We start from the raw sequence: 26,972 nt of genomic DNA, 5'->3' as shown, positions 1-26,972 counted from the left end.
GAACCACGCAGGGCCGTTCGGGTGCAGACAAGGCTGTACCCCCGATCGGGCTGATCGGGGGTACAGCGGGGGTGTTGTGGTGGCCGAAACTCGACTTGCGCCGGGCCTTCGGCTCAGCCCTCCGGGCGCGCTCGGCTCAGACCTTCAGCGTCCACGGCTTGTACGACGGCCGCTTGGCTTCGTACGCCGCGATGTCGGCCTCGTTCTGGAGGGTGATGGAGATGTCGTCCAGTCCGTTCAGCAGCCGCCAGCGGGAGTTCTCGTCCAGCTCGAAGGAGGCGGTGATGCCCTCGGCGCGCACCTCACGGGCCTCAAGGTCAACAGTGACCTCAGCAGTCGCGTCCTTCTCGGTGAGTTCCCACAGCGCGTCCACGACCTTCTGCTCCAGAACCACCGTGAGCAGGCCGTTCTTGAGCGAGTTGCCGCGGAAGATGTCGGCGAAGCGGGACGAGATCACCGTCTTGAAGCCGTAGTTCTGCAGCGCCCAGACGGCGTGCTCGCGCGAGGAGCCGGTGCCGAAGTCGGGGCCGGCGACCAGGACGGTGGCGCCCTGCCGCTCGGGCCGGTTGAGGATGAAGTTCTCGTCCTTGCGCCAGGCCTCGAACAGCCCGTCCTCAAAACCGTCCCGCGTGACCTTCTTGAGCCAGTGAGCAGGGATGATCTGGTCGGTGTCGACGTTGCTGCGACGCAGCGGGACGGCCCGTCCGGTGTGGATGGTGAATGCTTCCATGGCCATGGTTCTCAGACTCCAGCGGGCGTACGGACGGCAGACTGGTCGTTCAGGTCGGCGGGGGACGCCAGGTGGCCCAGCACGGCGGTCGCGGCGGCGACCTGCGGCGACACCAGGTGCGTACGACCGCCCTTGCCCTGCCTGCCCTCGAAGTTGCGGTTGGAGGTGGACGCGGAGCGCTCACCGGGCGCCAGCTGGTCGGGGTTCATGCCGAGGCACATCGAACAGCCCGCGTGCCGCCATTCGGCGCCGGCCTCCTTGAAGACGAGGTCCAGGCCCTCGGAGACGGCCTGCAGACCGACCCGGGCGGAGCCGGGTACGACCAGCATCCGTACGCCGTCGGCGACTTTGCGGTCTTTCATGATCTCGGCGGCCGCGCGCAGGTCCTCGATACGGCCGTTGGTGCACGAGCCTACGAAGACGGTGTCCACCTTGATGGAGTTCAGCGGCTGCCCCGCCTCCAACCCCATGTATTCCAGGGCCTTTTCGGCGGCGTGGCGCTCCGAAGCGTCTTCGTACGAAGCAGGGTCGGGGACCGCGCTCGAAAGCGGCGCGCCCTGGCCGGGGTTCGTGCCCCAGGTGACGAACGGGGACAGCTCGTCGGCGTTGATCAGGACCTCGGCGTCGAAGACGGCGTCCTCGTCGGTGCGCAGCGTCTTCCAGTACTCCACCGCCGCGTCCCAGTCGGCGCCCTCGGGCGCGTGCGCGCGGCCCTTGAGGTAGGCGAAGGTGGTCTCGTCCGGGGCGATCATGCCCGCGCGGGCGCCGGCCTCGATCGACATGTTGCAGATGGTCATCCGGGCCTCCATCGAGAGCTTCTCGATGGCGGGGCCGCGGTACTCCAGGATGTAGCCCTGGCCGCCGCCCGTACCGATCTTGGCGATGATCGCCAGAATCAGGTCCTTGGCGGTGACGCCGTCGGGCAGTTCGCCCTCGACGGTGATGGCCATGGTCTTGGGGCGGGCCAGCGGCAGCGTCTGGGTGGCCAGTACGTGCTCGACCTGGGAGGTGCCGATGCCGAACGCCAACGCGCCGAAGGCACCGTGCGTGGAGGTGTGGGAGTCGCCGCACACGACGGTCGTGCCGGGCTGGGTGAGACCCAGCTGCGGTCCGACGACATGGACGACGCCCTGCTCGACGTCGCCCAGCGGGTGCAGACGTACCCCGAACTCGGCGCAGTTCTTGCGCAGCGTCTCCAGCTGGATTCGGGAGACCGGGTCGGCGATGGGCTTGTCGATGTCGAGGGTCGGGGTGTTGTGGTCCTCGGTGGCGATGGTCAGGTCGAGCCGGCGCACCTGGCGACCGCTCTTGCGCAGACCGTCGAAGGCCTGCGGGCTGGTCACTTCGTGCAGCAGGTGCAGATCGATGAAGAGGAGGTCGGGCTCGCCCTCGGCGCGCCGGACGACATGGTCGTCCCAGACCTTCTCCGCGAGTGTCCTACCCATCGCTTTCCCTCCGGCCGGCCAGATGTGCGCCGACCCAACTAGAGATCTTGAGGAGGCAGCGGCGCCCCATATGAGGCAGCTCACCTTGACGCCCCTGTTCGCGGACGCCCACCGCCGGGCCCGTTGGTCCGCGGGCCGCTGTGCCTTCGTGTCTTCCAGAGTGGCGCGTTCCACGGAAAATTGAACTTGCGTTTCACAGAGTGAGACGCGAGTATCGTTTCATGGACAACAGTAGCGGCGTCGGCGTCCTGGACAAGGCAGCCCTTGTCCTGAGCGCCCTGGAGTCCGGTCCGGCCACCCTCGCGGGTCTGGTCGCGGCGACCGGGCTGGCACGACCCACGGCGCACCGCCTGGCCGTGGCTCTGGAACACCACCGTATGGTGGCGCGCGACATGCAGGGCCGTTTCATTCTCGGCCCGCGCCTGGCAGAACTGGCCGCGGCCGCGGGCGAGGACCGTCTCCTCGCCACCGCGGGCCCGGTGCTCACCCACCTCCGGGACATCACGGGCGAGAGCGCGCAGCTCTACCGCCGCCAGGGCGACATGCGCATCTGCGTCGCCGCGGCGGAGCGTCTGTCCGGCCTTCGGGACACGGTCCCGGTCGGCTCGACGCTCACGATGAAGGCGGGCTCCTCCGCCCAGATCCTCATGGCCTGGGAGGAGCCGGAGCGCCTGCACCGCGGCCTCCAGGGCGCCCGCTTCACCGCCACCGCGCTCTCGGGCGTACGACGCCGGGGCTGGGCTCAGTCCATCGGCGAGCGCGAGCCGGGCGTCGCGTCCGTCTCCGCGCCCGTACGCGGCCCCTCGAACCGCGTGGTGGCCGCCGTCTCGGTCTCCGGCCCCATCGAGCGCCTCACCCGCCACCCGGGCCGTATGCACGCCCAGGCGGTCATCGACGCCGCGGCCCGCCTCTCCGAGGCCCTGCGCCGCACCGGCTGACATTCGGGGACATCCTCGGGGAGGGCCCGCCTCAACGCCGCGGCAGGCCCTCCCCGATCCCCCCGGTCAGGCAGTCTCCTGCTCCACCTGCGAGTTCTGCACCTGCGCCCGCGACGAGCGGTGCGCGAAGCGGTCCTTCGCGAACCGCCCCCGCTGCTCGACCGGCACCTGACCGTGCGCCCGCGCGAGCCCGAAGGCCGGCATGTCGACGTAGATCGACTCGTGCGCCCCCTCGGGCACCACGTAGGCCTCGTGCCAAATCCCCACATGCCCGCGCACCTTCCCCGCCCGCTCCTTGCGGTTGATGATCGACCACACCTTGTGATGGAACATGTCGGGCGAGTTCGCGTACGCGTAGAGCTTCTCCTTCGACTCCCAGTACTGGACGACGTAGTACGTCCGCGGCGAGCCGGTCAGCAGGATGTGCCCCAGCAGCCCCCGGCTCCTGTCGCGAGCAAGCTCCCCAAGCATGCGATACATCGACAGGAAGACCGGCAGCCACTGGTGCACCGCCCAGAAGTGGTTGACGCGCATCCCGATCAGGAGGACCACGGCGTCGCCTTCGACGGCCGCGGTCGTACGACCTGAAACCGGCTTTGCGAACATGGCAACCCCCGCAGTCCCCGATTGGATACCGGCGCTATCCTTCTGGGCAATGGTTGGATAGTGGCAGTTTCCAAGGAGAGGCGCAAGAGGTGCGGCTGGCGGAGTTGAGCAAGCGCAGCGGTGTACCCATCGCGACCATCAAGTACTACCTGCGCGAAGGGCTGTTGGCGCCGGGTCGCCAGATCAACGCGAGGACCGCCGAGTACGACGAGGATCACCTTCGCCGGCTGCGTGTGGTGCGGGCGCTGATCCAGATCGGCCGGCTCCCGGTGGCGACGGCCCGGGAGGTGCTGACGCACATCGACGACGACTCTCTCGGCCGGACCATCCGCATGGGCGCGGCGCTGTGGGCGCTGCCGCAGGTTCCCGAGCCGGACGAGGACGACGAGTTCGTGCAGTCGGCTCGCGGCGAGGTGGAGCAACTGCTGGAGCGCCTCGGCTGGTCGAACGCCCAGGCGCTGAGCACCATTTCTCCCGCCTACCGCTCTCTGGTGGTGGGGCTGGCGGCATTCCGGCGTCTCGGCTACACCTGGGACATCGAACTGACGCTGCCGTACGCCCGGTTGATGCATGAGGTGGCCGTGCTCGACCTGGACTTCGTGGAGACCCACTCGTCGGAGGAGGAGAAGGTCGAGATCGCGGTCCTGGGGACGGTCCTGCTCGAACCGGTGCTGCACGCCCTGCGCCGGGTCGCCCAGGAGGAGGAGACGGCACGGCGCTACGGCTTCGAGTGAGCCGGGGACGACGAAGGCCCCCCACCGAAGTGGAGGGCCTTCACTGTGTGTACCCCCGACCGGATTCGAACCGGCGCTACCGCCTTGAGAGGGCGGCGTGCTAGGCCGCTACACAACGGGGGCGAGGATCTTGCAAGCGTTTGATTTACACCGCCGCAGATCCGAGCTGGTCTACCAGGACTCGAACCTAGACTAACTGAACCAGAATCAGTCGTGCTGCCAATTACACCATAGACCAATGTGGTTTAGACCAGTTTGTACCCCCGACCGGATTCGAACCGGCGCTACCGCCTTGAGAGGGCGGCGTGCTAGGCCGCTACACAACGGGGGCCCTAACGATCAACTCGAAGGAGATCGTCGTACCCCCGACCGGATTCGAACCGGCGCTACTGCCTTGAGAGGGCAGCGTGCTAGGCCGCTACACAACGGGGGCTTTGCAGATGAGCTCTGCGAGCTGGCCTACCTGGACTCGAACCAAGACTAACTGAACCAGAATCAGTCGTGCTGCCAATTACACCATAGGCCACTGGAACGCAAGCCCCTCAGGGGATCTTGTTCTAGTTTGCGCCTCCGGTTCCCGGCCTTTCGGCCCGCTCTCCGGCGGCGCAGGAAGAACATTACCCGAAGGTGGACGGGGCTCCAAAACGGGTATCCGCGCCGAGCAGCGCGGGGAGTTCGGCGAGCGAGGCGATCCGGTGCGGGCCGGTGGGGGCGTCAGCGCTGGTGTACACGCCGTCACGGTCGATCCACACCGACAGCAGTCCTGCGTCGGCGGCGCCCTGCCCGTCGATCTCCGGGTGGTCGCCCACGTACGCCACTTGTTGGGGGGCGAGGCCCAGGGCTTCGCAGGCCGCGTGGAAGGCGCCGGCCTCCGGCTTGGAGACACCGAGTTCCGCGGCGCACAGGATGGTCTCGAAGCGGTCGTGTACGCCGAGCACACGCAGCTTGTGATCCTGGACGTGGATGCTGGAGTTGGACAGCACCGCGTGCCGGTGGCTGGTGGCGAGGGCGTCCAGGGCCGGCAGGACGTCCGGGAAGAGGGCCCAGACGGTCTCGTAGTGCGCGATGTACCGCCGGAACCAGGCGTCGGCCTCGGCGTCGCTCAGTTCCTCGCCCAGGAACACCCGCACCCGGTCCCGCCGCTGCCCCTCGAACGACGCCTCCCCCGCGGCGAACCGCGCCCACTGCCGGTCCGTGACCTCCCGCCAACGCACCAGGGCCCGCTCCACGGACTCGTCTCCGCCGAGCAGGCCCTCAGCCACAAGGTGCGCGCGCATTCCGGCACGGTCGGCCGTGGTGTAGTCGAAGAGGGTGTCGTCGACGTCCCAGACCACGGCGCGAATGTTCATGGTCACGCCGTGAGCTTCGCCAGGGCCGCGTCGATGCGGGCGAGGGTCTTCTCCTTGCCCAGGATTTCCAGGGATTCGAAGAGCGGGAGGCCGACCGTGCGGCCGGTGACGGCGACGCGGACGGGGGCCTGGGCCTTGCCGAGCTTGAGGCCATGGGTCTCGCCGGCGGCCAGGACGGCCTCCTTCAACGACTCCGCCGAGGTCCAGTCCGCCGACTCCAGCTTCTCGCGGGCCGTACGCAGCAGGGCGTCGCTGCCCTCCTTCATCGCCTTGGTCCACGAGGCCTCGTCCGCGACCGGCTCCGCCAGGAACAGGAAGTCGACGTTGTCCGTGATCTCCGACAGCACCTTCAGGCGGGTCTGCGCGTGGGGCGCGATCGCCAGCCACTTCGCCTCGTCGAAGGCCTCCGGGGCCCACGGCGCGAAGGGGGCCTGGAGCCATGGCGCGCAGCGCTCCGTGAAGTCCTTCACATCCAGCAGGCGGATGTGGTCGCCGTTGATCGCCTCGCACTTCTTGAGGTCGAAGCGGGCCGGGTTGGGGTTCACGTCCGCGATGTCGAAGGCCGCGACCATCTCGCCCATCGTGAAGATGTCCTGGTCGGCGGAGAGTGACCAGCCAAGCAGGGAGAGGTAGTTGAGCAGGCCCTCGGGGAGGAAGCCGCGCTCGCGGTAGAGGTTGAGCGAGGACTGCGGGTCACGCTTGGAGAGCTTCTTGTTGCCCTCGCCCATCACATACGGCAGGTGGCCGAAGGACGGGATCTCCTTCGCGATGCCGAGCTCGATCAGCGCCTTGTACAGGGCGATCTGCCGCGGGGTGGAGGAGAGCAGGTCCTCGCCGCGCAGGACGTGGGTGATCTCCATCAGGGCGTCGTCGACCGGGTTCACCAGCGTGTACAGGGGCGCGCCGTTGGCTCGTACGATCCCGTAGTCCGGGACGTTCTCCGGGGTGAACGTCAGCTCGCCGCGGACCAGGTCCGTGAAGGTGATCGTCTCGTCGGGCATGCGGAAGCGGACGATGGGCGTGCGGCCCTGGGCCTGGTACTCGGCGACCTGCTGTGCGGTCAGCTCACGGCAGTGGCCGTCGTAGCCGGACGGCTTGCCGGCGGCGCGGGCGGCCTCGCGGCGGGTGTCCAGCTCCTCCTGGGAGCAGTAGCAGTAGTAGGCGTGGCCGGCGTCGATGAGCTTCCGCGCGACGTCCTTGTAGAGGTCCATGCGCTGCGACTGACGGTACGGCGCGTGCGGGCCGCCGACCTCGGGGCCCTCGTCCCAGTCGAACCCGAGCCAGCGCATCGAGTCGAGCAGCTGGGTGTACGACTCCTCGGAGTCGCGGGCCGCGTCGGTGTCCTCGATACGGAAGACCAGAGTGCCGCCGTGGTGGCGGGCGAACGCCCAGTTGAACAGGGCGGTGCGGACCAGGCCCACGTGCGGGTTACCGGTGGGCGAGGGGCAGAAACGGACGCGTACGGGGGAGCCGGGTGCGCTAGCCACGCTTGACAACCTTGTTGGTGAGAGTGCCGATGCCTTCGATGGTGACGGCGACCTCGTCGCCGACGCTGAGGGGGCCGACCCCTGCCGGGGTGCCCGTGAGGATCACGTCGCCGGGGAGCAGCGTCATGGCCTCGGAGATGTTGACGATCAGATCCTCGATCGGGTGGATCATCTCGGTGGTGCGGCCCAGCTGGCGCTGCTGGCCGTTGACCGTGAGCTGGATGGTGAGATCGCTGGGGTCGAGGTCGGTCTCCACCCAGGGGCCGAGCGGGCAGGCGGTGTCGAAGCCCTTGGCCCGGGCCCACTGCTTCTCGCGTTTCTGCACGTCGCGGGCGGTGATGTCGTTGGCGCAGGTGTAGCCGAGGATGACGTCCTTGACGCGCTCGCGGGGGACCTCGCGGCACATGCGGCCGATGACGACGGCCAGTTCGGCCTCGTGGTGGAGGTCCTCGGAGAAGGACGGGTACTGGATCTCGTCGCCGGGGCCGATCACCGAGGTGGACGGCTTGAAGAAGGCGAACGGGGCGTCGGGCACCTCGTTGCCCAGCTCGCGCGCGTGCTCGGCGTAGTTGCGGCCGAAGGCCACGACCTTGTTGGGGAGCACCGGCGGCAGCAGCCTCACCTTGCTCAGCGGCACCTTCGTACCGGAGAGCTCGAAGTCCGTGAACGGGATGCCCTTGATGATGTCCAGGACGAGCTCGTCCGGCTTGTCACCCTCGATCACGCCGAAGGCGACGTTCCCGTCGATGGAGAATCTGGCGATGCGCACGGGATGCTTGGCCCCTTGACTGAGCTGACTGAAGTCTGACGCTCCAGGCTAGCGCGGCAAAGGGCGGGCGCCTCGCGCATGGTCGCGGGCGCCCTGGGCGTCGTACGGAGTGGCTACTGCGCGGCGGCGGCCTGGGCCGGGACGTCCATGAGGACGGTGCGGCGGGGGTTGGCCGTGTGGGCGGGGAGGTCGACGGAGTGCTCCGGGTGGTCCGGGGTGTGCAGGTCGTCGGCGTCGTCGAGGTGCGCCAGCGTCGTGCGCCGCGGGTTGGCTATCGTGCGGAACAACATCGTCGTCTTCACGGGTGTCAGGTGCCTTCACAGTTGGGCTGCTGTTGTAAAGCCACAGGCTAAACATGCGATTCCCTTCCGAAGACCTCCAGACTCATTGATCGCCGTGTGAGTTTGCTCACGAATCCATGGGCAAACCGGTCAATTCAGGCCTACAACCGACCCATACGAAACGGACATTGACCGCCTGAAGCCCGCATTCCGCTCCTGATCATGGCGACTGGGACTCCCCCGCTGACCGGTGACTCATTGCGGTAAGTCCGTTTTATGACAGATCACTTTCTACGCCTGGTAACGCAGCCCTCACGTGGTGTCACGGAGGTCACAGCCTGACCCATGGGCCTTGTTGGAGATCCTGCACTGTGCTGGAATTCCACGGACCGCCGCAGGATCTAGCCGGCGCACAGGGGGCGCGACGAGCGCCGAGTGGCGGCAAGAAGGGGGAGCCAGCGCCGGTCACTCACGACCATCGGGGGGCGCAAATTCAGGGCGCCCCCTACACGCCGACACCGTCCTTCCGTTCACGCGGAGGGGCGCCTGGTCCAGAGGTTGCGACGCTAGTGCAGGGACGTTTCAAGAGGGATGGCAGTGCTTCGGCGGAGCCGGAGCCGCACGGCGGGACTGGCCCCAATGCCGGCAGTTCCTCGCCCCAGCACGCCCAGAACCCGGGCCCGGCCGCGTCGGGCGACGGCGGGCGCGCCGGCACGTCCGCAGCTTCCGGCGCCACGGCGTCCACCGGAGCCACGGGCGCCCCGGGTACTCCGGGCTCCGCGGCGCCGACCGTGAAGCCGCCGAAGGGCGCCTCCGGCCCCGGATCGCGAATAGCCCTGCGCAACTGGCGCATCTCCACGCGTCTGGTGTCGCTGCTCGCGCTCCCGGTGGTCGCGGCCACCTCGCTGGGCGCGCTGCGCATCAGCGACAACATGAACGACATCCAGCAGCTCGACAACATGAAGCTGCTGACGGACATGACCAAGCAGGCCACCGAACTGGCCGCCGCGCTCCAGGAGGAGCGCGACCAGTCGGCGGGCCCGCTCGCGCACGGCGCGAACGCGTCCACCGACGTCGGGGTCAAGGGCTGGCGGGTCAAGACCGACCGCTCCCTGGAGAACTTCCTCGACGCCTCGGAACAGATCGACGCCTCCAGCAAGGACGGTGACCTCCAGGGCGTCCGCGACAGCCTCGTCGGTCTGGTCGGCGATCTGAGCAACCTGGCGAAGATCCGCGACAACGCCTACGAGGCCGAGCGCAACTCCACCCAGACGGTCGAGGCCTACCACCGTCTGATCACCCACCTGCTCGACCTCTCGCAGGACATGGCGGAGGCCACCAGCAACCCCGAGATGATCCAGCGCACCCGTGCGCTGGCCTCGTTCTCCTCCGCCAAGGAGTACGCCTCCGTCCAGCGCGCGGTCATCGCCGCGGCGCTGCCCGCGGACCCCAAGAGCTCGAGCGGCAACCTCTCGGAGAACGACCGGCTGTACGCCGAGTCGGCGCTGGAGAGCGAGAAGTCCGAGCTGCTGAGCTTCCGGAGCATCTACGGAGCGGACAGCGCCGCCGAGCTGCTCCAGCCGATCGAAGACGGCAACCCGACGATCGAGGCCTCCGACACCTACGCCGACCGTGCGCTCAGCCAGGCGAACGGCCTGGCCGACCTGGAGAAGCGGTCGTACCTGGACTGGGTCGACGGCAGCTCGTCCAAGATCGACCAGATGGAACTGATCGAGACCACGCTGCTCGGGCAGATGGAGCAGAAGGCACGCGAGCTGCGCAACGAGTCGGAGCGCGAAGCGATCATCTCCGGTGCGCTGATCCTGCTCGTGCTCGGTGTCTCACTGGTCGGCGCGTTCGTCGTGGCCCGGTCCATGATCCGCTCGCTGCGCCGGCTGCAGGAGACCGCGACCAAGGTCGCCCAGGACCGCCTGCCCGAGCTGGTCAAGCAGCTGTCCGAGTCCGACCCGCAGGACGTCGACACCTCCGTCGAGTCGGTCGGTGTGCACTCCCGGGACGAGATCGGCAAGGTGGCCGCGGCCTTCGACGACGTGCACCGCGAGGCGGTCCGCCTCGCCGCCGAGCAGGCCCTGCTGCGGGGCAACGTCAACGCGATGTTCACCAACCTCTCGCGCCGCTCCCAGGGTCTGATCCAGCGCCAGCTGTCGCTGATCTCCGAGCTGGAGTCCCGCGAGGCCGACCCGGACCAGCTGTCCTCGCTGTTCAAGCTCGACCACCTCGCGACCCGCATGCGCCGTAACGGTGAGAACCTCCTCGTTCTCGCCGGTGAAGAGCCCGGCCGCCGCTGGACCCGCCCGGTCCCGCTGGTCGACGTGCTCCGCGCCGCCGCCTCCGAGGTGGAGCAGTACGAGCGCATCGAGCTGGCCGCCGTGCCGACCACCGAAGTGGCCGGACGCGTGGTCAACGACCTCGTGCACCTGCTCGCCGAGCTGCTGGAGAACGCCACCTCGTTCTCCTCGCCGCAGACCAAGGTCAAGGTCACCGGTCACGCGCTGCCCGACGGCCGCGTGCTGATCGAGATCCACGACACCGGTATCGGCCTCTCCCCCGAGGACCTCGCCGCGATCAACGAGCGGCTCGCCTCGCCGCCCACCGTGGACGTGTCGGTCTCCCGCCGCATGGGTCTGTTCGTGGTCGGTCGTCTGTCGCAGCGGCACGGCATCCGCATCCAGCTGCGCCCGTCCGACTCCGGTGGTACGACCGCGCTGGTCATGCTCCCCGTCGATGTCGCCCAGGGCGGCAAGAAGCCGCAGCCCAAGCCCGGCCAGGGTGGCCCCGGTTCCTCCGGCGGTCCTGCCGCGGCGCAGGCCGCCGCCGGTGTCGCGGCCGCTCGTCGCGGAGGCGCGGGCCAGGGCGGCGGTGCTCTCGGTGCCGGTGCGGGTGCTCCCGGTGGGCGGCTCGGTGCCGCTCCGGGGCCACGGGCCGCGCTGCCGGGCAGCGGTGGCGGTGCGGGTGGCCGTCCCGAGCCGGGTGCGCGCGGGCCGCAGGGTCCGTCGGCGCCTCAGCAGGGCGGTCGGCCGGCTCCGGCCGGTGCGGGTGCCGGCTTCGGTGGCCAGGCGCCGGGTGCCCCGCAGGGCCTGACGGCCGCGGGCACGGGCGGGCCGTCGCAGGGTCAGGACGCGCAGGACGCCGTATCGAACAAGGAATCCGGACGTGGTGGGCGGCGTGGCCGTCGGCCGCAGCTGCCGCCGCGGGGCGGAGCACGGGCCGAGCTGCCCGGCGGCAACGCGCAGCAGCCGCGCACGCCGAGCTGGAGCGACGAGAACGCGCAGCCGTCGGTGTCGCGCGCCTCGCTCGACACCCCGCGCGGGCACGACGAGCAGCGCGACCCGTCGCAGACCGCGCCGATGCCACGGATCGACGACCGGCAGGGCCCCCCGGACTTCGGCGCCCCGCAGCAGCCGGGCGCGAACGGGCCGCAGCACACCGGGCAGTTCTCGCGTCCGGGCGCCGGCGCCCCGCACCAGACCGGTGAGTTCGCCCGGCCGGACCAGAACTCCGGTGAGTTCCCTCGCCCCGGCGCGGTTCCGCAGAACCCGGGCTCCGGCCAGGACACGGGCCAGTTCGTCCGCCCGGACGTCTTCGGCCAGACCGGCAACCAGCCGGCCCCGCAGGCGTACGACAACGGCTCCACGGGCGGTTACGGCTACCCGCCGCAGCCCGGTCGGCAGAACCCGGCGAGCGCCAACGGCACCAACGGCTACGGTGCCGGGCGTCCGCCCGTACCGCCGCGTCCGCCGCAGCGGCCCACCCGCCAGGAGCCCGAGGCGCTGCCGCCGGCCGGCCCGGGTGACGGACGTACGCCGCTGTACGACACTCTCGAGACCAACTGGTTCCACGGTCAGGGCAGCCAGGGCGGACCGCAGCAGGGCAACGGCTCGGCTCCCCCGCCGGCCGCCCCGCCGCAGCCGCAGCACGCTCCCGCACCCCAGCGTCCCGCAACCGGCAACTGGCGCAGCTCGCCGAATGACGATCTCATTCGGCAGGCAGAGCGCGTACGGCAGCCGGCCGCGGGCGGAGTCACCACCTCCGGCCTGCCGCGCCGGGTACCCAGGGCGAACCTCGTCCCGGGTACGGCTCAGCAGCAACAGCACAACAGCGGTCCGCAGGTCTCCCGTGCGCCTGATGACGTACGCGGCCGGCTGACCAATCTCCGTCGGGGTATTTCGCAGGGTCGCCAGGCCGGTAGCGGTCAGACCGGCAGCTTCCCGAACCCCACTCACCAGCAGGAGCGTTAGTTGAGGCAGATGAGCCAGGCGGCACAGAACCTGAACTGGTTGATCACCAACTTCGTGGACAACACCCCTGGGGTGTCCCACACCGTCGTCGTGTCCGCCGACGGTCTCCTTCTGGCGCTGTCGGAAGGCTTCCCGCGCGATCGAGCCGATCAGCTCGCGGCCGTCGCGTCGGGTCTCACTTCGCTGACGGCCGGGGCCTCCCGGATCTTCGAGGGGGGCGACGTGGCACAGACGGTCGTCGAGATGGAACGCGGCTTCTTGTTCCTGATGTCCGTCTCGGACGGCTCGTCCCTGGCCGTCCTGGCCCACCCCGAGTGCGACATCGGCCTGGTCGGCTACGAGATGGCGCTGCTGGTCGACCGCGCGGGCGCAGTGCTCACGCCCGACCTGCGCGCCGAACTGCAAGGAAGTCTGCTCCACTGACCCGCCCCGGATCTACCCGTCTCACCAAATCACCGTCCGGCCGCCACAATCCCCCCACCGGCCACCGTCTGACGGCACGACTGACCGACTTGCTGTCCCGCCCGGAGGATTCATGACCCCGCCCACCGCCTCTCATGATCCGTACGCGGAGCCGTACGGGGACGAAGGCGACGAGCCGCTGGTACGTCCTTATGCGATGACCGGCGGCCGTACCAGGCCGCGCTACCAGCTCGCCATCGAGGCCCTGATCAGCACCACGGCCGACCCGGCGGCGCTCATGGGACTCCTCCCGGAGCACCAGCGCATCTGCCATCTGTGCCGTGAGGTGAAGTCGGTCGCCGAGGTGTCGGCTCTCCTCGCCATGCCGCTGGGCGTGGCGAGGATCCTCGTCGCCGACCTCGCCGAGGCCGGCCTTGTCGCCATCCATCAGCCGGGCGGCGACGAGAGCACCGGCGCGCCCGATGTGACACTGCTCGAAAGGGTGCTCAGTGGACTTCGCAAGCTCTGACGGAGGTCGGGCCACCACCTCCGCGAAGATCGTGGTGGCCGGCGGCTTCGGCGTCGGCAAGACGACGTTCGTCGGCGCCGTCTCCGAGATCAACCCGCTGCGCACCGAGGCCGTGATGACGTCCGCGAGCGCGGGCATCGACGACCTCACCCACACCGGGGACAAGACCACCACCACGGTGGCCATGGACTTCGGCCGCATCACGCTGGACCGCGACCTGATCCTGTACCTGTTCGGTACGCCGGGTCAGGACCGGTTCTGGTTCATGTGGGACGACCTGGTGCGCGGCGCCATCGGGGCCGTGGTCCTGGTGGACACCCGGCGCCTGGCGGACTGCTTCCCGGCGGTGGACTACTTCGAGAACAGCGGGCTGCCGTTCGTCGTCGCGCTCAACGGCTTCGACGGACACCAGCCGTACGCTCCCGAAGAGGTGCGCGAGGCGCTGCAGATCGGTCCGGACGCTCCGATCATCACGACGGATGCCCGACACCGGTCGGATGCGAAGAGTGCCCTGATCACGCTGGTCGAGCACGCTCTCATGGCTCGTCTGAGGTAGCGCTCGGCTCACACTCAAGTTGGAAGCGCCATACGGCAGTTGTCGTAGATGTCCCGGAGCCGACTGTGTCCTTTGACACGGTCGGCCACGGTGTTCATAACGTTTCGGCAGAGGAATCGGGTGGTACCGCCACGCGTCGCGGTCGACTCGTGTCGCTGCGCACACAAAGGCCCCGTCATTTGACGGGGCTCGCTCTTTATGACCGTTTTATCTGGGGCTTACATCGCTTGTAATGATCGCTTTCCACTGTTTGGAAGAGCGCACGGCCACGTGCTGGAATGCCTGAACTGCCCAATAGTCAAAGACGTACTCAGTCGATGACACAGGGCTCTGAGACACTGCGGCACAACGAAGGTGCCGACCGCCGAGAGGTTGTTGGTCGAGTGAGGCGAAGCAAGAACGGTCCCGAGCCGTCGTCGGCGCGGGGCAACTTCACCCCGCCGCCGCGCGGAGCGGCGCCCGCCCATGTGCCCGGATCGGAGCCAACGGCCGCGCCGGCTCCGAGCGGCGGCCGTTTCTCCCCACGCAACTGGCGCGTGCCGACCCGGCTGAACGCGATCCTGCTCATACCCGTGGTGGTCGGCCTGGTCATGGGCGGCTTCCAGGTGAAGAGCTCGATCGACACCTGGCAGGAGGCCGAGGACGCGGAGAACACCGCGCGCCTGGTCCGGGCATCCCTGAACTACGCCGACGCGCTCTACATCGAGCGTGACACCACCGCTGCGCCCCTGCTGAAGGGCAGCGCACAGAACGCCGAGGACAAGGCGACCGTCACCAAGGCGCGCGGGGCCACGGACGAGGCCGCCGACGCCTTCGACGAAGCGGCCCAGAACATGCCGCAGAAGGCGGGCCTGGAGCGCCGCCTGAAGCTGTTCCGTGACGAGGAGCCCAAGCTCGCCAAGCTGCGAGCGGCCGCGTACACGAGCAAGCTCACGGGTGTGCAGACCGAAGAGGGCTACGTCGAGGTCGCGCACCCCCTCACCGAGTTCGCCAACGAGCTCGGTCTGGGCACCGGCAACATCACCAGCTACGGCCGGACCGTCTACGCCATCGAGCTCACCAAGGCGGCCCTGTCGCTGCAGCGCGCCATCGGCATGCACCTGCTGATCAAGCCCGGCCCGGACGCCGAGGGCTTCGGCAAGCAGCGCGTCGCCCTCTCCTCGTATGCGTACCTGGAAGGCATCGCCGTCGAGGAGTACATCGGCGGTGGTACCGCGGCGGACGAGCAGAAGCTCAAGGACGCCGAGGAGCAGATCAAGACCGACGGTGCGGCGATGGCCAAGCAGGCCGCCGCGGACGCCGCCGCGCAGGGCGAGAAGTACGTGCCGCCGCCTTCGAACCCGACCGCCATGGTCTCGGCGGTCGCGACGATGCAGGGCATGGACCCCTCCGTCCGTGAGGCCCTCGGTGAGAAGGGCGTCACCGCCCAGAACTGGTGGGCGGTCAACACCCTCAAGTACAACGCCTACCGCCAGATCGAGACGGACCTGGCCGACACCGCGGTGAACGAGGCCGCGTCGATCGCCGACGACGCCAAGCGGGACGCCTTCATCGTGGGTGCCGCCGTCGTGGTCGCCCTGCTCGCCGCGTTCATCCTGGCCGGCATGGTGGCCCGCCAGATGTCCCGCTCGATGCGCCAGCTGCGCAACGCCGCCTTCGGCATCGCCGAGCAGCGGCTGCCGATGCTGGTCGACCAGCTCTCGCGCACCGACCCCGGCCGTGTCGACACCCGGGTCGCGCCGATCCCGATCAACTCGACCGACGAGATCGGCGAGGTCGCCCGGGCCTTCGACCAGGTCCACCGCGAGGCGGTCCGACTGGCCGCCGAGCAGGCCCTGCTGCGGGGCAACATCAACGCGATCTTCACCAACCTGTCGCGCCGCAACCAGTCGCTGATCGAGGGCCAGCTGACCCTGATCACCGACCTGGAGAACAACGAGGCCGACCCGGACCAGCTGGAGAACCTCTTCAAGCTGGACCACCTGGCGACCCGTATGCGCCGCAACGGCGAGAACCTCCTGGTCCTCGCCGGCGAGGAGCCCGGCCGCCGCTGGGACCAGCCGGTCCCGCTGGTCGACGTGTTGCGCGCCGCCTCCTCCGAGGTGGAGCAGTACGAGCGCATCGAGCTCTCCGGCGTCCCCGAGGCCGAGATCCACGGCCGCGCGGTCACCGACCTCGTGCACCTGCTGGCTGAGCTGCTGGAGAACGCCACCACGTTCTCCTCCCCGCAGACCAAGGTCCGCGTCACCGCGACCCGTCTCCCCGACGGCCGCGTGATGATCGAGATCCACGACAAGGGCATCGGCCTCACCGCCGAGGACTTCGCGGACATCAACCACAAGCTGGCCAACCCGCCGACCGTGGACGCCGCGATCTCCCAGCGCATGGGCCTGTTCGTGGTCGGCCGGCTGTCCGACCGGCACGGCATCCGGGTCCAGCTGCGCCCCTCCGGCGAGCAGGCCGGTACGACCTCCCTGGTCATGCTGCCCGACGCGATCACCCACGGTGGTGGCGGCGACTACCAGTCGGCCCCGGACGAGTTCACCGTTTCCCAGATCATCCCGGAGCGCAGCTTCCAGGGTGAGGACTTCAACCGCCAGCCGCTGCGCACGGCCGCGGAGCTCGGCTTCGACGACAGCCGCTACGCCGAGGTCCCGGACGACATACGCGAGCTGGACCCCGTAGGCCGCTCCCTGATGCGCGAGGAGCGCCGGGCGGCCCTGGAGTCCCAGAGCCCGCAGAACCCGGGCCAGCAGCCCGCCCAGGACGCTTCCGCCCCCTCGTACGCCGACGCGTTCGACGACCTGCAGCAGCCCTACGAGGGCGGCCAGGGCGGCTACCCCGAGCAGCCCGGCGCGTACGACCAGCAGACGGCGTACGACGAGCGGCAGCAGACGCCGTACGAGGAGCAGCAGCGTCCGGCGTACGACGAGCCGTACTACGCGCCGAACGGGGGCCTGCCGCAGAACGACACGTTCTCGTCGAACGGCGGCTACCCCGAGCCCTCCTATCCGGAGCCGGTCCAGGAGGACCACTCGGCACCCCGCGGCTCCGCGCCGGAGACGTTCTCGGCCTTCGAGGAGCGGCGCTACCAGGACGACTGGCCGCAGCAGAACGACTACCAGAACGGCTACGGCTCCGAGTACGCTCCGGAACCGGAGTCCGCGCAGGCCGCTGACGTGAGGGAAAGCGACAGCGTAGGCTTCGAGCGTCCGGGACCGGCCCCCTCCGCGTCTCACGAGCTGACCGACGCCGGACTGCCCCGCCGCGGAGCAACCCCCGCGAACGGCAACGGCTCGCGGCCCGTGAACCAGGAGCAGCCGGCCTCCGCACCGGACAGCAACGGAAGCGGCAACGGCGACTGGCGCTCGGCGAACGACGCGCGCTGGCAGCAGGCCGCACAGCTCCGCAAGCCCAAGGCGGGCGGAGTGACCGCCTCCGGCCTGCCGCGGCGGGTACCCAAGGCCAACCTGGTCGAAGGCACCGCCGAAGCGACCCCTCAGGGTGGCCCACAGGTCTCCCGCGCTCCCGAGGACGTCCGGGGCAGGCTGAGCAACCTGCGCCGCGGTGTCCAGCGGGGACGCAGCGCGGGAAGTGAAACGAACGGCCAGGCCACTAGAAATCAACACAGTGGTCCTGACAGCACCTACAACCAGGAGCGTTAGTGTGAGCCCGATGAGCCAGGCGGCGCAGAACCTGAACTGGTTGATCACCAACTTCGTGGACAACACCCCCGGGGTGTCCCACACGGTGGTGGTCTCCGCCGACGGACTCCTTCTGGCGATGTCCGAAGGCTTTCCGCGCGACCGCGCCGACCAGCTCGCGGCGGTCGCCTCCGGTCTGACCTCACTGACCGCCGGTGCCTCGCGCATCTTCGAGGGCGGCAGTGTGAACCAGACGGTTGTGGAGATGGAGCGGGGATTCCTCTTCATCATGTCCATCTCCGACGGTTCGTCGCTCGCAGTTCTTGCACACCCGGAGGCGGACATCGGCCTCGTTGGGTACGAGATGGCGCTTCTGGTGGACCGTGCCGGTACGGTCCTCACCCCTGATCTGCGTGCGGAGCTCCAAGGGAGCCTTCTCAACTAACAGTCAGACGGTGCGTTTTGGCGTCCCGTGGCCGTAAGGTTTCGGGACGCGGCTCCACAGTGATGGGTGCCAGGCACAGTCGGAGGAGGAGAAAGTGGCAACACCCCCAGGCGGTTCGTCTTCGGGCAACTGGTCATACGGCCCTGCCCAGGGCCCGGGTCAGGACGACGGGTCGGCGAACCGGTACAACTTCCCCTCCGCACCGAGCCAGCGGCGGCAACAGCCGTACCCGCCTCAGGGGCCGCAGGGTCCCGGGCCGTACGACCAGCCGCATCAGCCGCGCATCCAGCCGGTGCAGCCGCAGCGACGCGCCCCTGAGCAGGCGCCCGCCGGGGCGTCAAGCAACCCCCTGGTGCGCCCGTACGCCATGACCGGCGGCCGGACGCGCCCGCGTTACCAGCTCGCCATCGAGGCACTGGTGCACACCACCGCGCAGCCGCATCAGATGCAGGGCCAGTTGCCCGAGCATCAGCGAATCTGCAACCTCTGCCGAGAGATCAAGTCGGTGGCCGAGGTCTCGGCTCTCCTCACGATCCCCCTCGGCGTGGCCAGGATCCTCGTCGCCGACTTGGCGGAGGCGGGCCTGGTCGCCATCCATCAGCCCGGCGGCGACGAGAACGCCGGCGGCCAGCCAGACGTGACACTGCTCGAAAGGGTGCTCAGTGGACTTCGCAAGCTCTAGCGGAGGGCCTTCCCGCTCCACCACGTCCGCGAAGATCGTGGTGGCTGGCGGCTTCGGCGTGGGCAAGACCACGTTCGTCGGCGCCGTCTCGGAGATCAACCCGCTGCGCACGGAGGCCGTCATGACGTCTGCTTCGGCAGGCATCGACGACCTCACCCACACCGGGGACAAGACGACCACGACGGTCGCCATGGACTTCGGCCGTATCACCCTGGACCAGGACCTCATCCTGTACCTGTTCGGCACCCCCGGTCAGGACCGGTTCTGGTTCATGTGGGACGACCTGGTGCGCGGCGCCATCGGCGCGGTCGTCCTGGTCGACACCCGCCGTCTCGCCGACTGCTTCCCCGCGGTCGACTACTTCGAGAACAGCGGACTCCCGTTCGTCATCGCCCTCAACGGCTTCGACGGACAGCAGCCGTACAATCCGGACGAGGTCCGGGAAGCGCTTCAGATCGGGCCTGACACTCCGATCATCACGACGGACGCGCGGCATCGCGCGGACGCGAAGTCGACGCTGATCACTCTCGTGGAGCATGCGTTGATGGCTCGCTTGCGCTAGCCGCGCGGTGCCAAAAGGGGGCGCCCTCTCCGTTTGGAGAGGGCGCCCCCTTTTGGTGTGCTGCGTGCGGCTACTGGGCTGCCCCTGCGGGTAGTTGGCCGTCTGCGGGCCGTGTGTGGCTGGTCGCGCAGTTCCCCGCGCCCCTTACGGGGTGGGTCTTAGCGCCAGCTGTGCGGGGCCCGGAAACCCGGCTCGCGCTCCAGGCGGCGCCAGCCGGCCTTGGCGCGGCCTCGGTGGGTCGGCTCGGTGGGCGGCTGGGCGGCGGCGCGGGCGAGGAGGATGGCTGTGATGGCGGCGACTTCCTCGGGCTCGGCGTGGCCCTTCTCGACGCGGATGTCAGGGGTGTTCATAGGTCTCAGTCTCCGTGAGAGAGGTTTCCGCGCGGGTAGCGCAGAGGGTCCGCTGGGTTACTGCGGAGGGTTGCCGTGCTTGCGGGAGGGCAGGTCTGCGTGCTTGGTGTGCAGCATCGCCAGGGACTTGATCAGGACCTCGCGGGTTTCCGCCGGGTCGATCACGTCGTCGACCAGACCGCGCTCGGCCGCGTAATACGGGTGCATCAGCTCGGACTTGTACTCCTTGACCATCCGGGCCCGCATCGCCTCGGGATCTTCCGCCTCGGCGATCTGCCGGCGGAAGATGACGTTGGCCGCGCCTTCCGCGCCCATCACCGCGATCTCGTTCGTCGGCCAGGCGTACGTCAGGTCGGCACCGATGGACTGGCTGTCCATGACGATGTACGCACCTCCGTAGGCCTTGCGCAGGATCAGCGAGATCCGCGGCACGGTCGCGTTGCAGTAGGCGTAGAGCAGCTTCGCTCCGTGCCGGATGATCCCGCCGTGTTCCTGGTCGACACCGGGGAGGAACCCCGGCACGTCCAGGAAAGTGACGATCGGGATGTTAAAAGCGTCACACATCTGGACAAAGCGCGCAGCTTTTTCCGAGGCCTCGATGTCCAGGACCCCGGCGAGGGTCTGCGGCTGGTTGGCGATGATGCCGACCACCTGGCCGTCGAGCCGGGCCAGCGCGCAGATGATGTTGCGGGCCCAGCGCTCGTGGACCTCGAGGTAGTCGCCGTCGTCGACGATCTCTTCGATCACCTTCGCCATGTCGTACGGCCGGTTCCCGTCCGCCGGCACCAGGTCCAGCAGGACGTCGCTGCGGCGGTCCGGGGCGTCCGTGGAGTCCACCCGGGGCGGGTTCTCGCGGTTGTTCTGCGGGAGCATCGACAGCAGGTAGCGCACCTCGGCGAGGCACGTCTCCTCGTCGTCGTAGGCGAAGTGGCACACGCCGGAGGTCTCGGCGTGCACGTCCGCGCCGCCCAGGCCGTTCTGGGTGATCTCCTCGCCGGTGACCGCCTTGACCACGTCCGGGCCGGTGATGAACATCTGCGAGGTCTCGCGGACCATGAACACGAAGTCGGTCAGCGCGGGGCTGTAGGCCGCGCCGCCCGCGCACGGGCCCAGCATCACCGAGATCTGCGGGATCACGCCGGACGCCCTGGTGTTGCGCTGGAAAATGCCGCCGTATCCGGCGAGCGCCGAGACGCCCTCCTGAATACGGGCCCCCGCACCGTCGTTCAGCGACACCAGCGGCGCCCCGGCCGCGATGGCCATGTCCATGATCTTGTGGATCTTCGTCGCGTGGGCCTCGCCCAGCGCACCGCCGAAGATGCGGAAGTCGTGGGCGTAGACGAAGACCGTACGACCCTCCACCGTGCCCCAGCCGGTGATCACACCGTCCGTGTACGGCTTCTTGCCCTCCAGACCGAACCCGGTCGCCCGGTGCCGGCGCAACTGCTCGACCTCCCGGAAGGACTCCGGGTCGAGGAGCAGCTCGATGCGCTCCCGGGCCGTCAGCTTGCCCTTGGCGTGCTGCGCCGACGTCGCCTTCTCGCTCGGACCGGCCACCGCCTGCGCCCGGATCTCGTGCAGCTCGGCCACGCGCCCGCGGGCGTCGGTCGGCTCGCTCGTGGACTCACCCGGCGCCTCATCCAAAACGGTCATGTAGCGACCTTACGAAGGACAGCAAGGAAAGCGGGCCGTCGACTCCGTACAGTCTCCGGCCCGTTTTCCTGGTACCCCTGGACAGAACCTCGACGGCATGCAGGCGTTCCGACTGGTCAGAGGGGATCCGGCTTGTAGAGGTCGCACAATTTGTCAGCCGAGAGCCACCTCACATTCATGTGCGGCACATGCCATCGCCGGAGTGAAACTCAGGCACGGCTCGACGGCCGGTCGAGCGTACCTCCAGGCGACTGCCCGGCGGCCTTTCAGGAACACGGCGCGCAAGATGTTGAAGCTCGAACGGAATAGGTCTACGGTCGGCCGTGTTGACCTCGTTGAATCTTCAACATCACCGGCCGTGGTCTCCGCCCGGAGCCGCGACCCGTCCCCTTTGGAGCAGATCATGGGCATCTTCGGCCGCAAGGAAGACACCACCGCGACCGCCGCCGAGACCGCCGCGGCGACCTCCGACCTGGCCGCCCTGACCGGCGACTACACCATCGACCCGGCTCATTCCTCGATCGGGTTCGTCGCCCGCCACGCCATGGTCACGAACGTCAAGGGCAAATTCCTCGACTTCACCGGCTCGCTGCACCTGGACGGCACCGACCCGGCGCAGTCCACCGCCTCCATCGACGTCAAGATGGACAGCGTCGACACGGGTTCCGCGGACCGTGACGGGCATCTGAAGGGCTCCGACTTCTTCAAGATCGAGGAGTTCCCGACCATGACCTTCCGCTCCACCAAGGCGGAGGCCCTCGGCGACGACGACTACCGGATCACCGGCGACCTGAGCATCCTCGGCGTCACCAAGCCACTCACCATCGACCTGGAGTTCAACGGCGCCGCGAAGGACCCCTTCGGCAACGAGCGCGTCGGCTTCGAGGGCAAGGCGGAGATCAAGCGCTCCGAGTGGGGCCTGACCTGGAACGCGGCGCTGGAGACCGGCGGTGTCCTGGTCTCCGACAAGATCAAGCTGAACTTCGACATCTCGGCGATCAAGAACGCGTGACGCTGCGCTCGGCTTGAACGGGGTTTCCTGAACGTGGCTCCGTAAAGGTGAACGGGCCTCCGTGAAACCGCGCCGCATGAGCACGCACGCCCGCCCTCCACCCGTCGTAGCGGGAGGGCGGGCGTTCGGCGTTCAGCCCGCTACCAACTTTGCGATCACCGCGGCGAGTTGGACGGCTCGGCTCTCAGGGGTACGGGCCTGGAGCAGGCCGAGCATGACGAGGTACCGGTCCGTCTTGCCGAGCCGGTCGAAGGCGGCCTTGGCCCGTGGGTTCCGCTCCAGTTCCCGCGCCAGATCCTCCGGTACGGCGGCGTTCTTCTGCGACTCGTACGCAGCCTCCCAACGCCCGTCCGCTTTGGCCGCGTTCACTTCTGCGAGGCCCGCGGGGCGCATCCGGCCGTCCTCGGAGAGTTCCGCCACCCGCCGCACGTTGACCATCGACCAGAGGCTGCCCGGCCTGCGCGGGGTGATCCTCTGGAGGAAGTACGAGTCGTCGAGCGCCCTGCGCCGGCCCGTGATCCAACCGTGGCAGAGGGCCACGTCATTGACGTCGGCGGCCGTGACGGAGGGGATGCCCGAGCCCTTCTTCGCGACCTTCACCCACAGGCCGGGATGCGGCGCCGGGTGAGCCGTGAGCCAGGCGTCCAGGTCGGCGACGGACGTGAAGAGGTGGGGCTGCGGCTCGTCGGGAGACGTCATGGGGAAACCGTAGGCGCGGAAAACCGGTGGAGCGGGTCACGTGGGGGCCGTTAGTGTGCGTCCCGTGTCCAGCCCCGAAGCGTCCAGACTCCGGCCACCGGCTCTCCGGTGGCTGTTCGTGACCTCGGGCTGAGCAGGCGCCCTCCGCGTCTGCCGCGATCCGTCATGTCGTCGCGTCGTCACGCCACCGGACTGCCGTCCGACGTGTCGTGTTCGACTTCGACTTCGGGTTGCGGAGTTTCTTCATGCCGTTCGCTCTTCTTCTGCTGGGCGTTGCCGTCTTCGCCCAGGGGACCTCTGAATTCATGCTGTCCGGACTGGTGCCGGACATCGCCCGGGATCTACGCGTTTCCGTCCCCGCCGCGGGTGCTCTGACCTCGTCTTTCGCCGTGGGGATGATCGTCGGGGCGCCCTTGATGGCCGGGCTCGGCAGGCGCTGGTCGCGGCGGGGTGCGCTGCTGGGATTCCTGGGCACCTTTCTCGTCGTCCATGTCGTCGGTGCGGTCACCGACAGTTTCGGCGTGCTGCTCGCCACGCGGGTCGTGGCCGCGCTCGCGAACGCCGGGTTCCTGGCCGTGGCCCTGGTGGCCGCCGTCGACATGGTGAAGCCCGATGCCAAGGGGCGGGCCACGTCCACGCTGCTGGGCGGGGTCACCCTCGCCTGTGTGATCGGGGTGCCCGCGGGGGCGCTGCTCGGTCAACTGTGGGGCTGGCGTTCGGCGTTCTGGGCGGTGGCCCTGCTGTCGGTGCCGGCGCTGGCGGCGGTCGCGAGGTCGGTGCCGGCCGGGGCCGCCGATGTCACGCGTCCCGCGCTACGGCTGGAGATGCGCACGCTGCGCCGTCCCCGGCTCCTGGTCACGCTGCTGCTGGGCGCCCTGGTCAACGGCGCGACCTTCTGTTCGTTCACCTATCTCGCGCCTCTGGTCACCCACGTCACCGGGCTGCCGGGCGGCTGGGTGCCCATCGTGCTCGCGCTGTTCGGCCTGGGCTCGTTCGTCGGGGTGAGCGTCGGCGGGCGGCTCGCGGACCGGCGGCCCGCTCTGGTGCTGGGGGCGGGCGGTGTCGCGTTGGGCGTCGGGTGGGGTGCGCTCGCGTTCGCGGCCGGGAACCCGGGCCTCGCGCTCGGCCTCGTCCTCGTGCAGGGCGCGCTCGCCTTCGGCGTCGGGTCCACCCTCATCTCCCGGGCGCTCTACGCCGCGTCCGGCGCGCCCACGCTCGCGGGCGGTTTCGCCACGGCCGCGTTCAACGTCGGTGCCGCGCTGGGCCCTTGGCTCGGCGGTACGGCGATCGGCTCCGGGCTCGGCTACCGGTCGCCCCTGTGGATCAGCGCGGCGCTGGTGGCGATCGCGCTCGCCGTGGCCGTCGCCATCAGGCCACGAAGGAACTAGGTGGTTGGCCGGTTTTCGGTCCTTGTGCACGCGCTCACAGCGTCCACATAATCCAGCAACCAGGAATTGACCGGTCCATGCCAGAACCGTCATGTCAGACATGAACGGGCGTGGGCCGGTCGATTGCCAACCCCCCACGGAAGGCGTCACGTTGAAGACTCTCCTCAAAGCCCTCAAGAGATGCGCGGTCGCCGGTGCGGCCGTGCTCGCGGTCGTCAGCCTTCAGCCCGTGTCCTCGGCGCAGGCCGCTCCCGCGCCCGTGGTCGGCGGAACCCGCGCCGCGCAGGGCGAGTTCCCGTTCATGGTCCGGCTCTCCATGGGTTGTGGTGGCGCGCTCTACACCCAGCAGATCGTGCTCACCGCCGCGCACTGCGTCGGCTCCACCGGCCCCAACACCAGCATCACCGCCACCGCCGGTGTCGTGGACCTCCAGTCCACCTCCGGCCGCGTCCAGGTCCGCTCGACGTACGTCTACCGGGCACCCGGCTACAACGGCACCGGCAAGGACTGGGCCCTCATCAAGCTCGCCCAGCCGATCAACCTGCCGACGCTGAAGATCGCCACGACCAACCAGTACAACACCGGCACCTTCACCGTCGCCGGCTGGGGCGCCGCCACCGAGGGCGGCGGCCAGCAGCGATACATGCTCAAGGCGACCGTGCCGTTCGTCAGTGACGCCACCTGCCGCACCTACAGCGGCTACAGCGGCCTCGTCGCGAACGAGGAGATCTGCGCGGGGTTCGCCTCCGGCGGGGTCGACACCTGCCAGGGTGACTCCGGCGGTCCCATGTTCCGCCGTGACGCGTCCAACGCGTGGATCCAGGTCGGCATAGTCAGCTGGGGCATCGGGTGTGCCCGCCCGAACGCGCCCGGTGTCTACACTGAGGTCTCCACCTTCGCCTCCGCGATCGCTTCGGCCGCCTCGTCGCTCTGAGTTCCCTGTCTCGTACGGCTTGATGGGCCCCGGTGCGGATGTGTGCGCCGGGGCCCTTCGCTCCGCGGGTTGTGCCGCGATCGGTTGTCGGTCGGCTGCGGGTCCGTCGTGGCTTGTCGCGCAGTTCCCCGCGCCCCTTACGGCGCTTCAGAACCCTCCGCCGAAGTCCCCGCCCCCTCCGAAGTCCCCGCCTCCGAAGCCGCCGCTGAAGTCGTCCGAGCTGAAGTCGGCGCCAGAGACATCGCCGCCCTCATAACCGCCGGAGCCGAAGTCGCCGTAGCCGGAGCCGTAGTCGGCCGCGTAGGCGGGGGTGGCCATCATGCTGCCGAGCACGGTGCCGATGAGGAGGCCGGGCAGGATGCCACCGCCGAAGTAGCCGCCCGCCCAGGGGCCGTACGCCGGGCCCGCGTCCCAGTAGGGGCGGCGGCCGGAGTCGGTGTCCACCTCGCGGACCATCGGATCGCGGCCGTCGGCCAGCCGGGACCGGTCGGCTGCGCAGACGGGCACCTCGCGGGGTGCGCCGCCGGACGGCGTCCAGGCCTCGTCGGCGACGGACGGGCCGTGCCGCGGGTCGAAGAAGCAGGGCGGCCGGCGTTCGGGCAGAGGGCTCTTCTCGCGCCTCGCCTCCAGCCGGGCCAGCGAGAAGCGGCCGTCCTCCAGGGACTGCGTGACGGCACGGACGTGCTCGGGTTTCTCCGCCTGAGCCATGTGCGTCTTCGCCTTGTCATAGGCGTCGAGCGCGTGCTCGTAGTCCTCCCGCATGGCGTCGTCCGCGCCGGGCTCGCCCGGATGGAAGTCGAGGCGGTCCAGCTCCTCGCCGAAGGCGGTGATGTCCTCGTCGACGACGACCCGCAGCTTCTCCAGTGCGGCCCGCTGCTCCCGCTCATGCATCAGACGCCGGCGCCGCACCAGCGCGTAGGCGCCCGCACCGCCCGCTGCCAGCACCACACCGGTGGTGACCAGACCGGCGACCGGCACGCCGTCGTCCGTCGTCGTGGAACCCCAGGACGACGGCGCCGAGCCGCCCACGTTCTGCAGGGCGGAGTCGACGAAGTCGTTCAGCTGGGCCTTGGGATCGGCGGTGCTCTCGGCGGCCGTGACCAGGTTGTCCACGGCCTGGTTGGGGAGCACGGAGGAGTCGGCCTGGGCACCGAAGCGGTCACCGCTGCGGATCGCGTACAAGCCGGTGATGCCGGTCTCCGTACGGAGGTTCTTGAAGAGGTCGTTCTCAGGCTGATCGGCCGGCAGAACCGCCACGAAGACGGGCTTGTCGGCGTCCCTGATCTTGTCGGCGAGCGCCTCGGCGTCCGCCGACGACAGCTGGTCGGAGGCGGCGGGGTCCACATAGACGGGGTCCTCGCGCAGCGCCTCGGCGACTGTCGACAGATCCGCGACCGCGGACGCGCCGGGCACACCGGCGGTCAGCACCGCCAGCGTGGCGGCGACCGGGACGAGGGCCCAGCGCACAAGGCCCCGGAGCAACGGAGTCCTCATACTTCGACGCTACCTGACGAATCG

The 26,972-nt window shown here is 69.3% G+C and carries 24 protein-coding genes and 5 tRNA genes; 13 read left to right on the top strand and 16 right to left on the bottom strand.

The features are described 5' to 3' along the window. Positions 1–136 precede the first annotated feature (136 nt). Positions 137–730 (bottom strand): 3-isopropylmalate dehydratase small subunit, encoded by a 594-nt coding sequence (leuD, locus tag ACTWQO_RS08295; RefSeq protein WP_443236657.1) that lies wholly within the window; start codon positions 728–730, stop codon positions 137–139. An 11-nt stretch (positions 731–741) separates the two neighbouring features. Next, positions 742–2,175 carry a 3-isopropylmalate dehydratase large subunit gene (gene leuC, locus ACTWQO_RS08290; protein WP_443236555.1) on the bottom strand — a complete coding sequence of 478 codons (1,434 nt, stop codon included), beginning with the start codon at positions 2,173–2,175 and terminating at the stop codon, positions 742–744. A 221-nt stretch (positions 2,176–2,396) separates the two neighbouring features. On the opposite strand from leuC, the gene ndgR reads away from it, so the two are divergent. Beyond that, positions 2,397–3,113 (top strand): IclR family transcriptional regulator NdgR, encoded by a 717-nt coding sequence (gene ndgR / locus ACTWQO_RS08285; protein ID WP_007384919.1) that lies wholly within the window; start codon positions 2,397–2,399, stop codon positions 3,111–3,113. A 66-nt stretch (positions 3,114–3,179) separates the two neighbouring features. Here the strand turns inward: ndgR and ACTWQO_RS08280 are convergent, their stop codons facing one another. Further along, positions 3,180–3,719, bottom strand: coding sequence for a DUF4188 domain-containing protein (locus ACTWQO_RS08280; RefSeq protein ID WP_443236554.1), 540 nt, complete (start codon positions 3,717–3,719; stop codon positions 3,180–3,182). Between the two features lie 89 nt (positions 3,720–3,808). Between ACTWQO_RS08280 and ACTWQO_RS08275 the strand changes: the two genes are divergently transcribed. Further along, on the top strand, positions 3,809–4,453 hold the full coding sequence (locus ACTWQO_RS08275) for a MerR family transcriptional regulator (protein ID WP_443236553.1): 645 nt from the start codon (positions 3,809–3,811) through the stop codon (positions 4,451–4,453). Between the two features lie 50 nt (positions 4,454–4,503). On the opposite strand, the gene ACTWQO_RS08270 is transcribed toward ACTWQO_RS08275, so the two are convergent. From ACTWQO_RS08270 to ACTWQO_RS08230, 9 genes are all read right to left on the bottom strand, one after another. Beyond that, positions 4,504–4,576: transfer RNA gene (locus ACTWQO_RS08270), tRNA-Glu, on the bottom strand. Between the two features lie 43 nt (positions 4,577–4,619). Then, positions 4,620–4,691 (bottom strand) — tRNA-Gln (locus tag ACTWQO_RS08265). A 20-nt stretch (positions 4,692–4,711) separates the two neighbouring features. Further along, positions 4,712–4,784: transfer RNA gene (locus tag ACTWQO_RS08260), tRNA-Glu, on the bottom strand. A gap of 29 nt (positions 4,785–4,813) precedes the next feature. Beyond that, positions 4,814–4,886 (bottom strand) — tRNA-Glu (locus ACTWQO_RS08255). Positions 4,887–4,907: 21 nt separating this feature from the next. Next, positions 4,908–4,979, bottom strand: a tRNA-Gln gene (locus ACTWQO_RS08250). Positions 4,980–5,070: 91 nt separating this feature from the next. Continuing rightward, positions 5,071–5,802, bottom strand: coding sequence for an HAD family hydrolase (locus tag ACTWQO_RS08245; RefSeq protein WP_443236656.1), 732 nt, complete (start codon positions 5,800–5,802; stop codon positions 5,071–5,073). A gap of 2 nt (positions 5,803–5,804) precedes the next feature. Beyond that, a complete protein-coding gene (gene gltX, locus ACTWQO_RS08240) occupies positions 5,805–7,289 on the bottom strand; it encodes a glutamate--tRNA ligase (RefSeq protein WP_443236552.1) in 1,485 nt (494 codons plus the stop codon). Then, positions 7,282–8,058 (bottom strand): fumarylacetoacetate hydrolase family protein, encoded by a 777-nt coding sequence (locus ACTWQO_RS08235; RefSeq protein WP_443236551.1) that lies wholly within the window; start codon positions 8,056–8,058, stop codon positions 7,282–7,284. The genes gltX and ACTWQO_RS08235 overlap by 8 nt, the downstream gene beginning before the upstream one ends. A 113-nt stretch (positions 8,059–8,171) precedes the next feature. After that, complete coding sequence (locus ACTWQO_RS08230; protein WP_443236550.1) at positions 8,172–8,360, bottom strand: hypothetical protein; 189 nt, start codon at positions 8,358–8,360, stop codon at positions 8,172–8,174. 548 nt (positions 8,361–8,908) lie between these two features. Between ACTWQO_RS08230 and ACTWQO_RS08225 the strand changes: the two genes are divergently transcribed. From ACTWQO_RS08225 to ACTWQO_RS08190, 8 genes are all read left to right on the top strand, one after another. Next, positions 8,909–12,598 carry a nitrate- and nitrite sensing domain-containing protein gene (locus ACTWQO_RS08225; RefSeq protein ID WP_443236549.1) on the top strand — a complete coding sequence of 1,230 codons (3,690 nt, stop codon included), beginning with the start codon at positions 8,909–8,911 and terminating at the stop codon, positions 12,596–12,598. 9 nt (positions 12,599–12,607) lie between these two features. Next, positions 12,608–13,021, top strand: a complete 414-nt coding sequence (locus ACTWQO_RS08220) for a roadblock/LC7 domain-containing protein (protein ID WP_030231800.1) — start codon at positions 12,608–12,610, stop codon at positions 13,019–13,021. Positions 13,022–13,133: 112 nt separating this feature from the next. Beyond that, entirely contained in the window at positions 13,134–13,529 is a 396-nt protein-coding gene (locus tag ACTWQO_RS08215; RefSeq protein ID WP_210577342.1) for a DUF742 domain-containing protein, read from the top strand. Then, the gene (locus tag ACTWQO_RS08210; RefSeq protein WP_301984520.1) at positions 13,510–14,085 is read left to right on the top strand and encodes a GTP-binding protein; all 576 of its coding nucleotides are present in this window, start codon (positions 13,510–13,512) and stop codon (positions 14,083–14,085) included. The genes ACTWQO_RS08215 and ACTWQO_RS08210 overlap by 20 nt, the downstream gene beginning before the upstream one ends. 383 nt (positions 14,086–14,468) lie before the next feature. Continuing rightward, positions 14,469–17,750, top strand: a complete 3,282-nt coding sequence (locus ACTWQO_RS08205; protein ID WP_443236548.1) for a nitrate- and nitrite sensing domain-containing protein — start codon at positions 14,469–14,471, stop codon at positions 17,748–17,750. A gap of 10 nt (positions 17,751–17,760) precedes the next feature. Beyond that, entirely contained in the window at positions 17,761–18,174 is a 414-nt protein-coding gene (locus ACTWQO_RS08200; RefSeq protein WP_033321188.1) for a roadblock/LC7 domain-containing protein, read from the top strand. Positions 18,175–18,268: 94 nt separating this feature from the next. After that, positions 18,269–18,856 carry a DUF742 domain-containing protein gene (locus tag ACTWQO_RS08195; protein ID WP_443236547.1) on the top strand — a complete coding sequence of 196 codons (588 nt, stop codon included), beginning with the start codon at positions 18,269–18,271 and terminating at the stop codon, positions 18,854–18,856. Beyond that, entirely contained in the window at positions 18,837–19,418 is a 582-nt protein-coding gene (locus ACTWQO_RS08190; protein ID WP_026243582.1) for a GTP-binding protein, read from the top strand. Before ACTWQO_RS08195 ends, ACTWQO_RS08190 begins: the two co-directional genes overlap by 20 nt. Before the next feature lie 158 nt (positions 19,419–19,576). Here the strand turns inward: ACTWQO_RS08190 and ACTWQO_RS08185 are convergent, their stop codons facing one another. Together ACTWQO_RS08185 and ACTWQO_RS08180 are read right to left on the bottom strand one after the other, a co-directional pair. Next, positions 19,577–19,768, bottom strand: a complete 192-nt coding sequence (locus ACTWQO_RS08185) for an acyl-CoA carboxylase subunit epsilon (RefSeq protein WP_210577335.1) — start codon at positions 19,766–19,768, stop codon at positions 19,577–19,579. Between the two features lie 57 nt (positions 19,769–19,825). Continuing rightward, positions 19,826–21,421: an acyl-CoA carboxylase subunit beta gene (locus tag ACTWQO_RS08180; RefSeq protein WP_443236546.1), complete on the bottom strand. Its 1,596-nt coding sequence runs from the start codon at positions 21,419–21,421 to the stop codon at positions 19,826–19,828. Between the two features lie 403 nt (positions 21,422–21,824). On the opposite strand from ACTWQO_RS08180, the gene ACTWQO_RS08175 reads away from it, so the two are divergent. Beyond that, the gene (locus tag ACTWQO_RS08175; protein WP_443236545.1) at positions 21,825–22,433 is read left to right on the top strand and encodes a YceI family protein; all 609 of its coding nucleotides are present in this window, start codon (positions 21,825–21,827) and stop codon (positions 22,431–22,433) included. 132 nt (positions 22,434–22,565) lie between these two features. Here the strand turns inward: ACTWQO_RS08175 and ACTWQO_RS08170 are convergent, their stop codons facing one another. Further along, entirely contained in the window at positions 22,566–23,132 is a 567-nt protein-coding gene (locus ACTWQO_RS08170) for a YdeI/OmpD-associated family protein (protein ID WP_443236544.1), read from the bottom strand. 245 nt (positions 23,133–23,377) lie between these two features. On the opposite strand from ACTWQO_RS08170, the gene ACTWQO_RS08165 reads away from it, so the two are divergent. Next, positions 23,378–24,520, top strand: coding sequence for a Cmx/CmrA family chloramphenicol efflux MFS transporter (locus tag ACTWQO_RS08165; RefSeq protein WP_443236543.1), 1,143 nt, complete (start codon positions 23,378–23,380; stop codon positions 24,518–24,520). A 151-nt stretch (positions 24,521–24,671) separates the two neighbouring features. Then, entirely contained in the window at positions 24,672–25,454 is a 783-nt protein-coding gene (locus ACTWQO_RS08160) for a serine protease (protein WP_443236542.1), read from the top strand. A gap of 147 nt (positions 25,455–25,601) precedes the next feature. Here ACTWQO_RS08160 and ACTWQO_RS08155 read toward each other — a convergent pair whose 3' ends face one another. Then, positions 25,602–26,948 carry a hypothetical protein gene (locus ACTWQO_RS08155; RefSeq protein WP_443236541.1) on the bottom strand — a complete coding sequence of 449 codons (1,347 nt, stop codon included), beginning with the start codon at positions 26,946–26,948 and terminating at the stop codon, positions 25,602–25,604. Between the last annotated feature and the right edge of the window lie 24 nt (positions 26,949–26,972).

The sequence above is a fragment of the Streptomyces sp. 4N124 genome (assembly GCF_052245395.1).
GTDB lineage: Bacteria > Actinomycetota > Actinomycetes > Streptomycetales > Streptomycetaceae > Streptomyces.
The sequence above is the reverse complement of the archived record's forward strand: the minus strand, read 5'-3'. Positions and strand labels throughout refer to the sequence as shown.

Coding starts and splice junctions, on each gene's coding strand:
- leuD (WP_443236657.1), bottom strand. CDS start 730: ATGGAAGCATTCACCATCCACACCGGACGGGCCGTCCCGCTGCGTCGC.
- leuC (WP_443236555.1), bottom strand. CDS start 2,175: ATGGGTAGGACACTCGCGGAGAAGGTCTGGGACGACCATGTCGTCCGG.
- ndgR (WP_007384919.1), top strand. CDS start 2,397: ATGGACAACAGTAGCGGCGTCGGCGTCCTGGACAAGGCAGCCCTTGTC.
- ACTWQO_RS08280 (WP_443236554.1), bottom strand. CDS start 3,719: ATGTTCGCAAAGCCGGTTTCAGGTCGTACGACCGCGGCCGTCGAAGGC.
- ACTWQO_RS08245 (WP_443236656.1), bottom strand. CDS start 5,802: ATGAACATTCGCGCCGTGGTCTGGGACGTCGACGACACCCTCTTCGAC.
- ACTWQO_RS08220 (WP_030231800.1), top strand. CDS start 12,608: ATGAGCCAGGCGGCACAGAACCTGAACTGGTTGATCACCAACTTCGTG.
- ACTWQO_RS08215 (WP_210577342.1), top strand. CDS start 13,134: ATGACCCCGCCCACCGCCTCTCATGATCCGTACGCGGAGCCGTACGGG.
- ACTWQO_RS08200 (WP_033321188.1), top strand. CDS start 17,761: ATGAGCCAGGCGGCGCAGAACCTGAACTGGTTGATCACCAACTTCGTG.
- ACTWQO_RS08185 (WP_210577335.1), bottom strand. CDS start 19,768: ATGAACACCCCTGACATCCGCGTCGAGAAGGGCCACGCCGAGCCCGAG.
- ACTWQO_RS08180 (WP_443236546.1), bottom strand. CDS start 21,421: ATGACCGTTTTGGATGAGGCGCCGGGTGAGTCCACGAGCGAGCCGACC.
- ACTWQO_RS08175 (WP_443236545.1), top strand. CDS start 21,825: ATGGGCATCTTCGGCCGCAAGGAAGACACCACCGCGACCGCCGCCGAG.
- ACTWQO_RS08170 (WP_443236544.1), bottom strand. CDS start 23,132: ATGACGTCTCCCGACGAGCCGCAGCCCCACCTCTTCACGTCCGTCGCC.
- ACTWQO_RS08165 (WP_443236543.1), top strand. CDS start 23,378: ATGCCGTTCGCTCTTCTTCTGCTGGGCGTTGCCGTCTTCGCCCAGGGG.
- ACTWQO_RS08155 (WP_443236541.1), bottom strand. CDS start 26,948: ATGAGGACTCCGTTGCTCCGGGGCCTTGTGCGCTGGGCCCTCGTCCCG.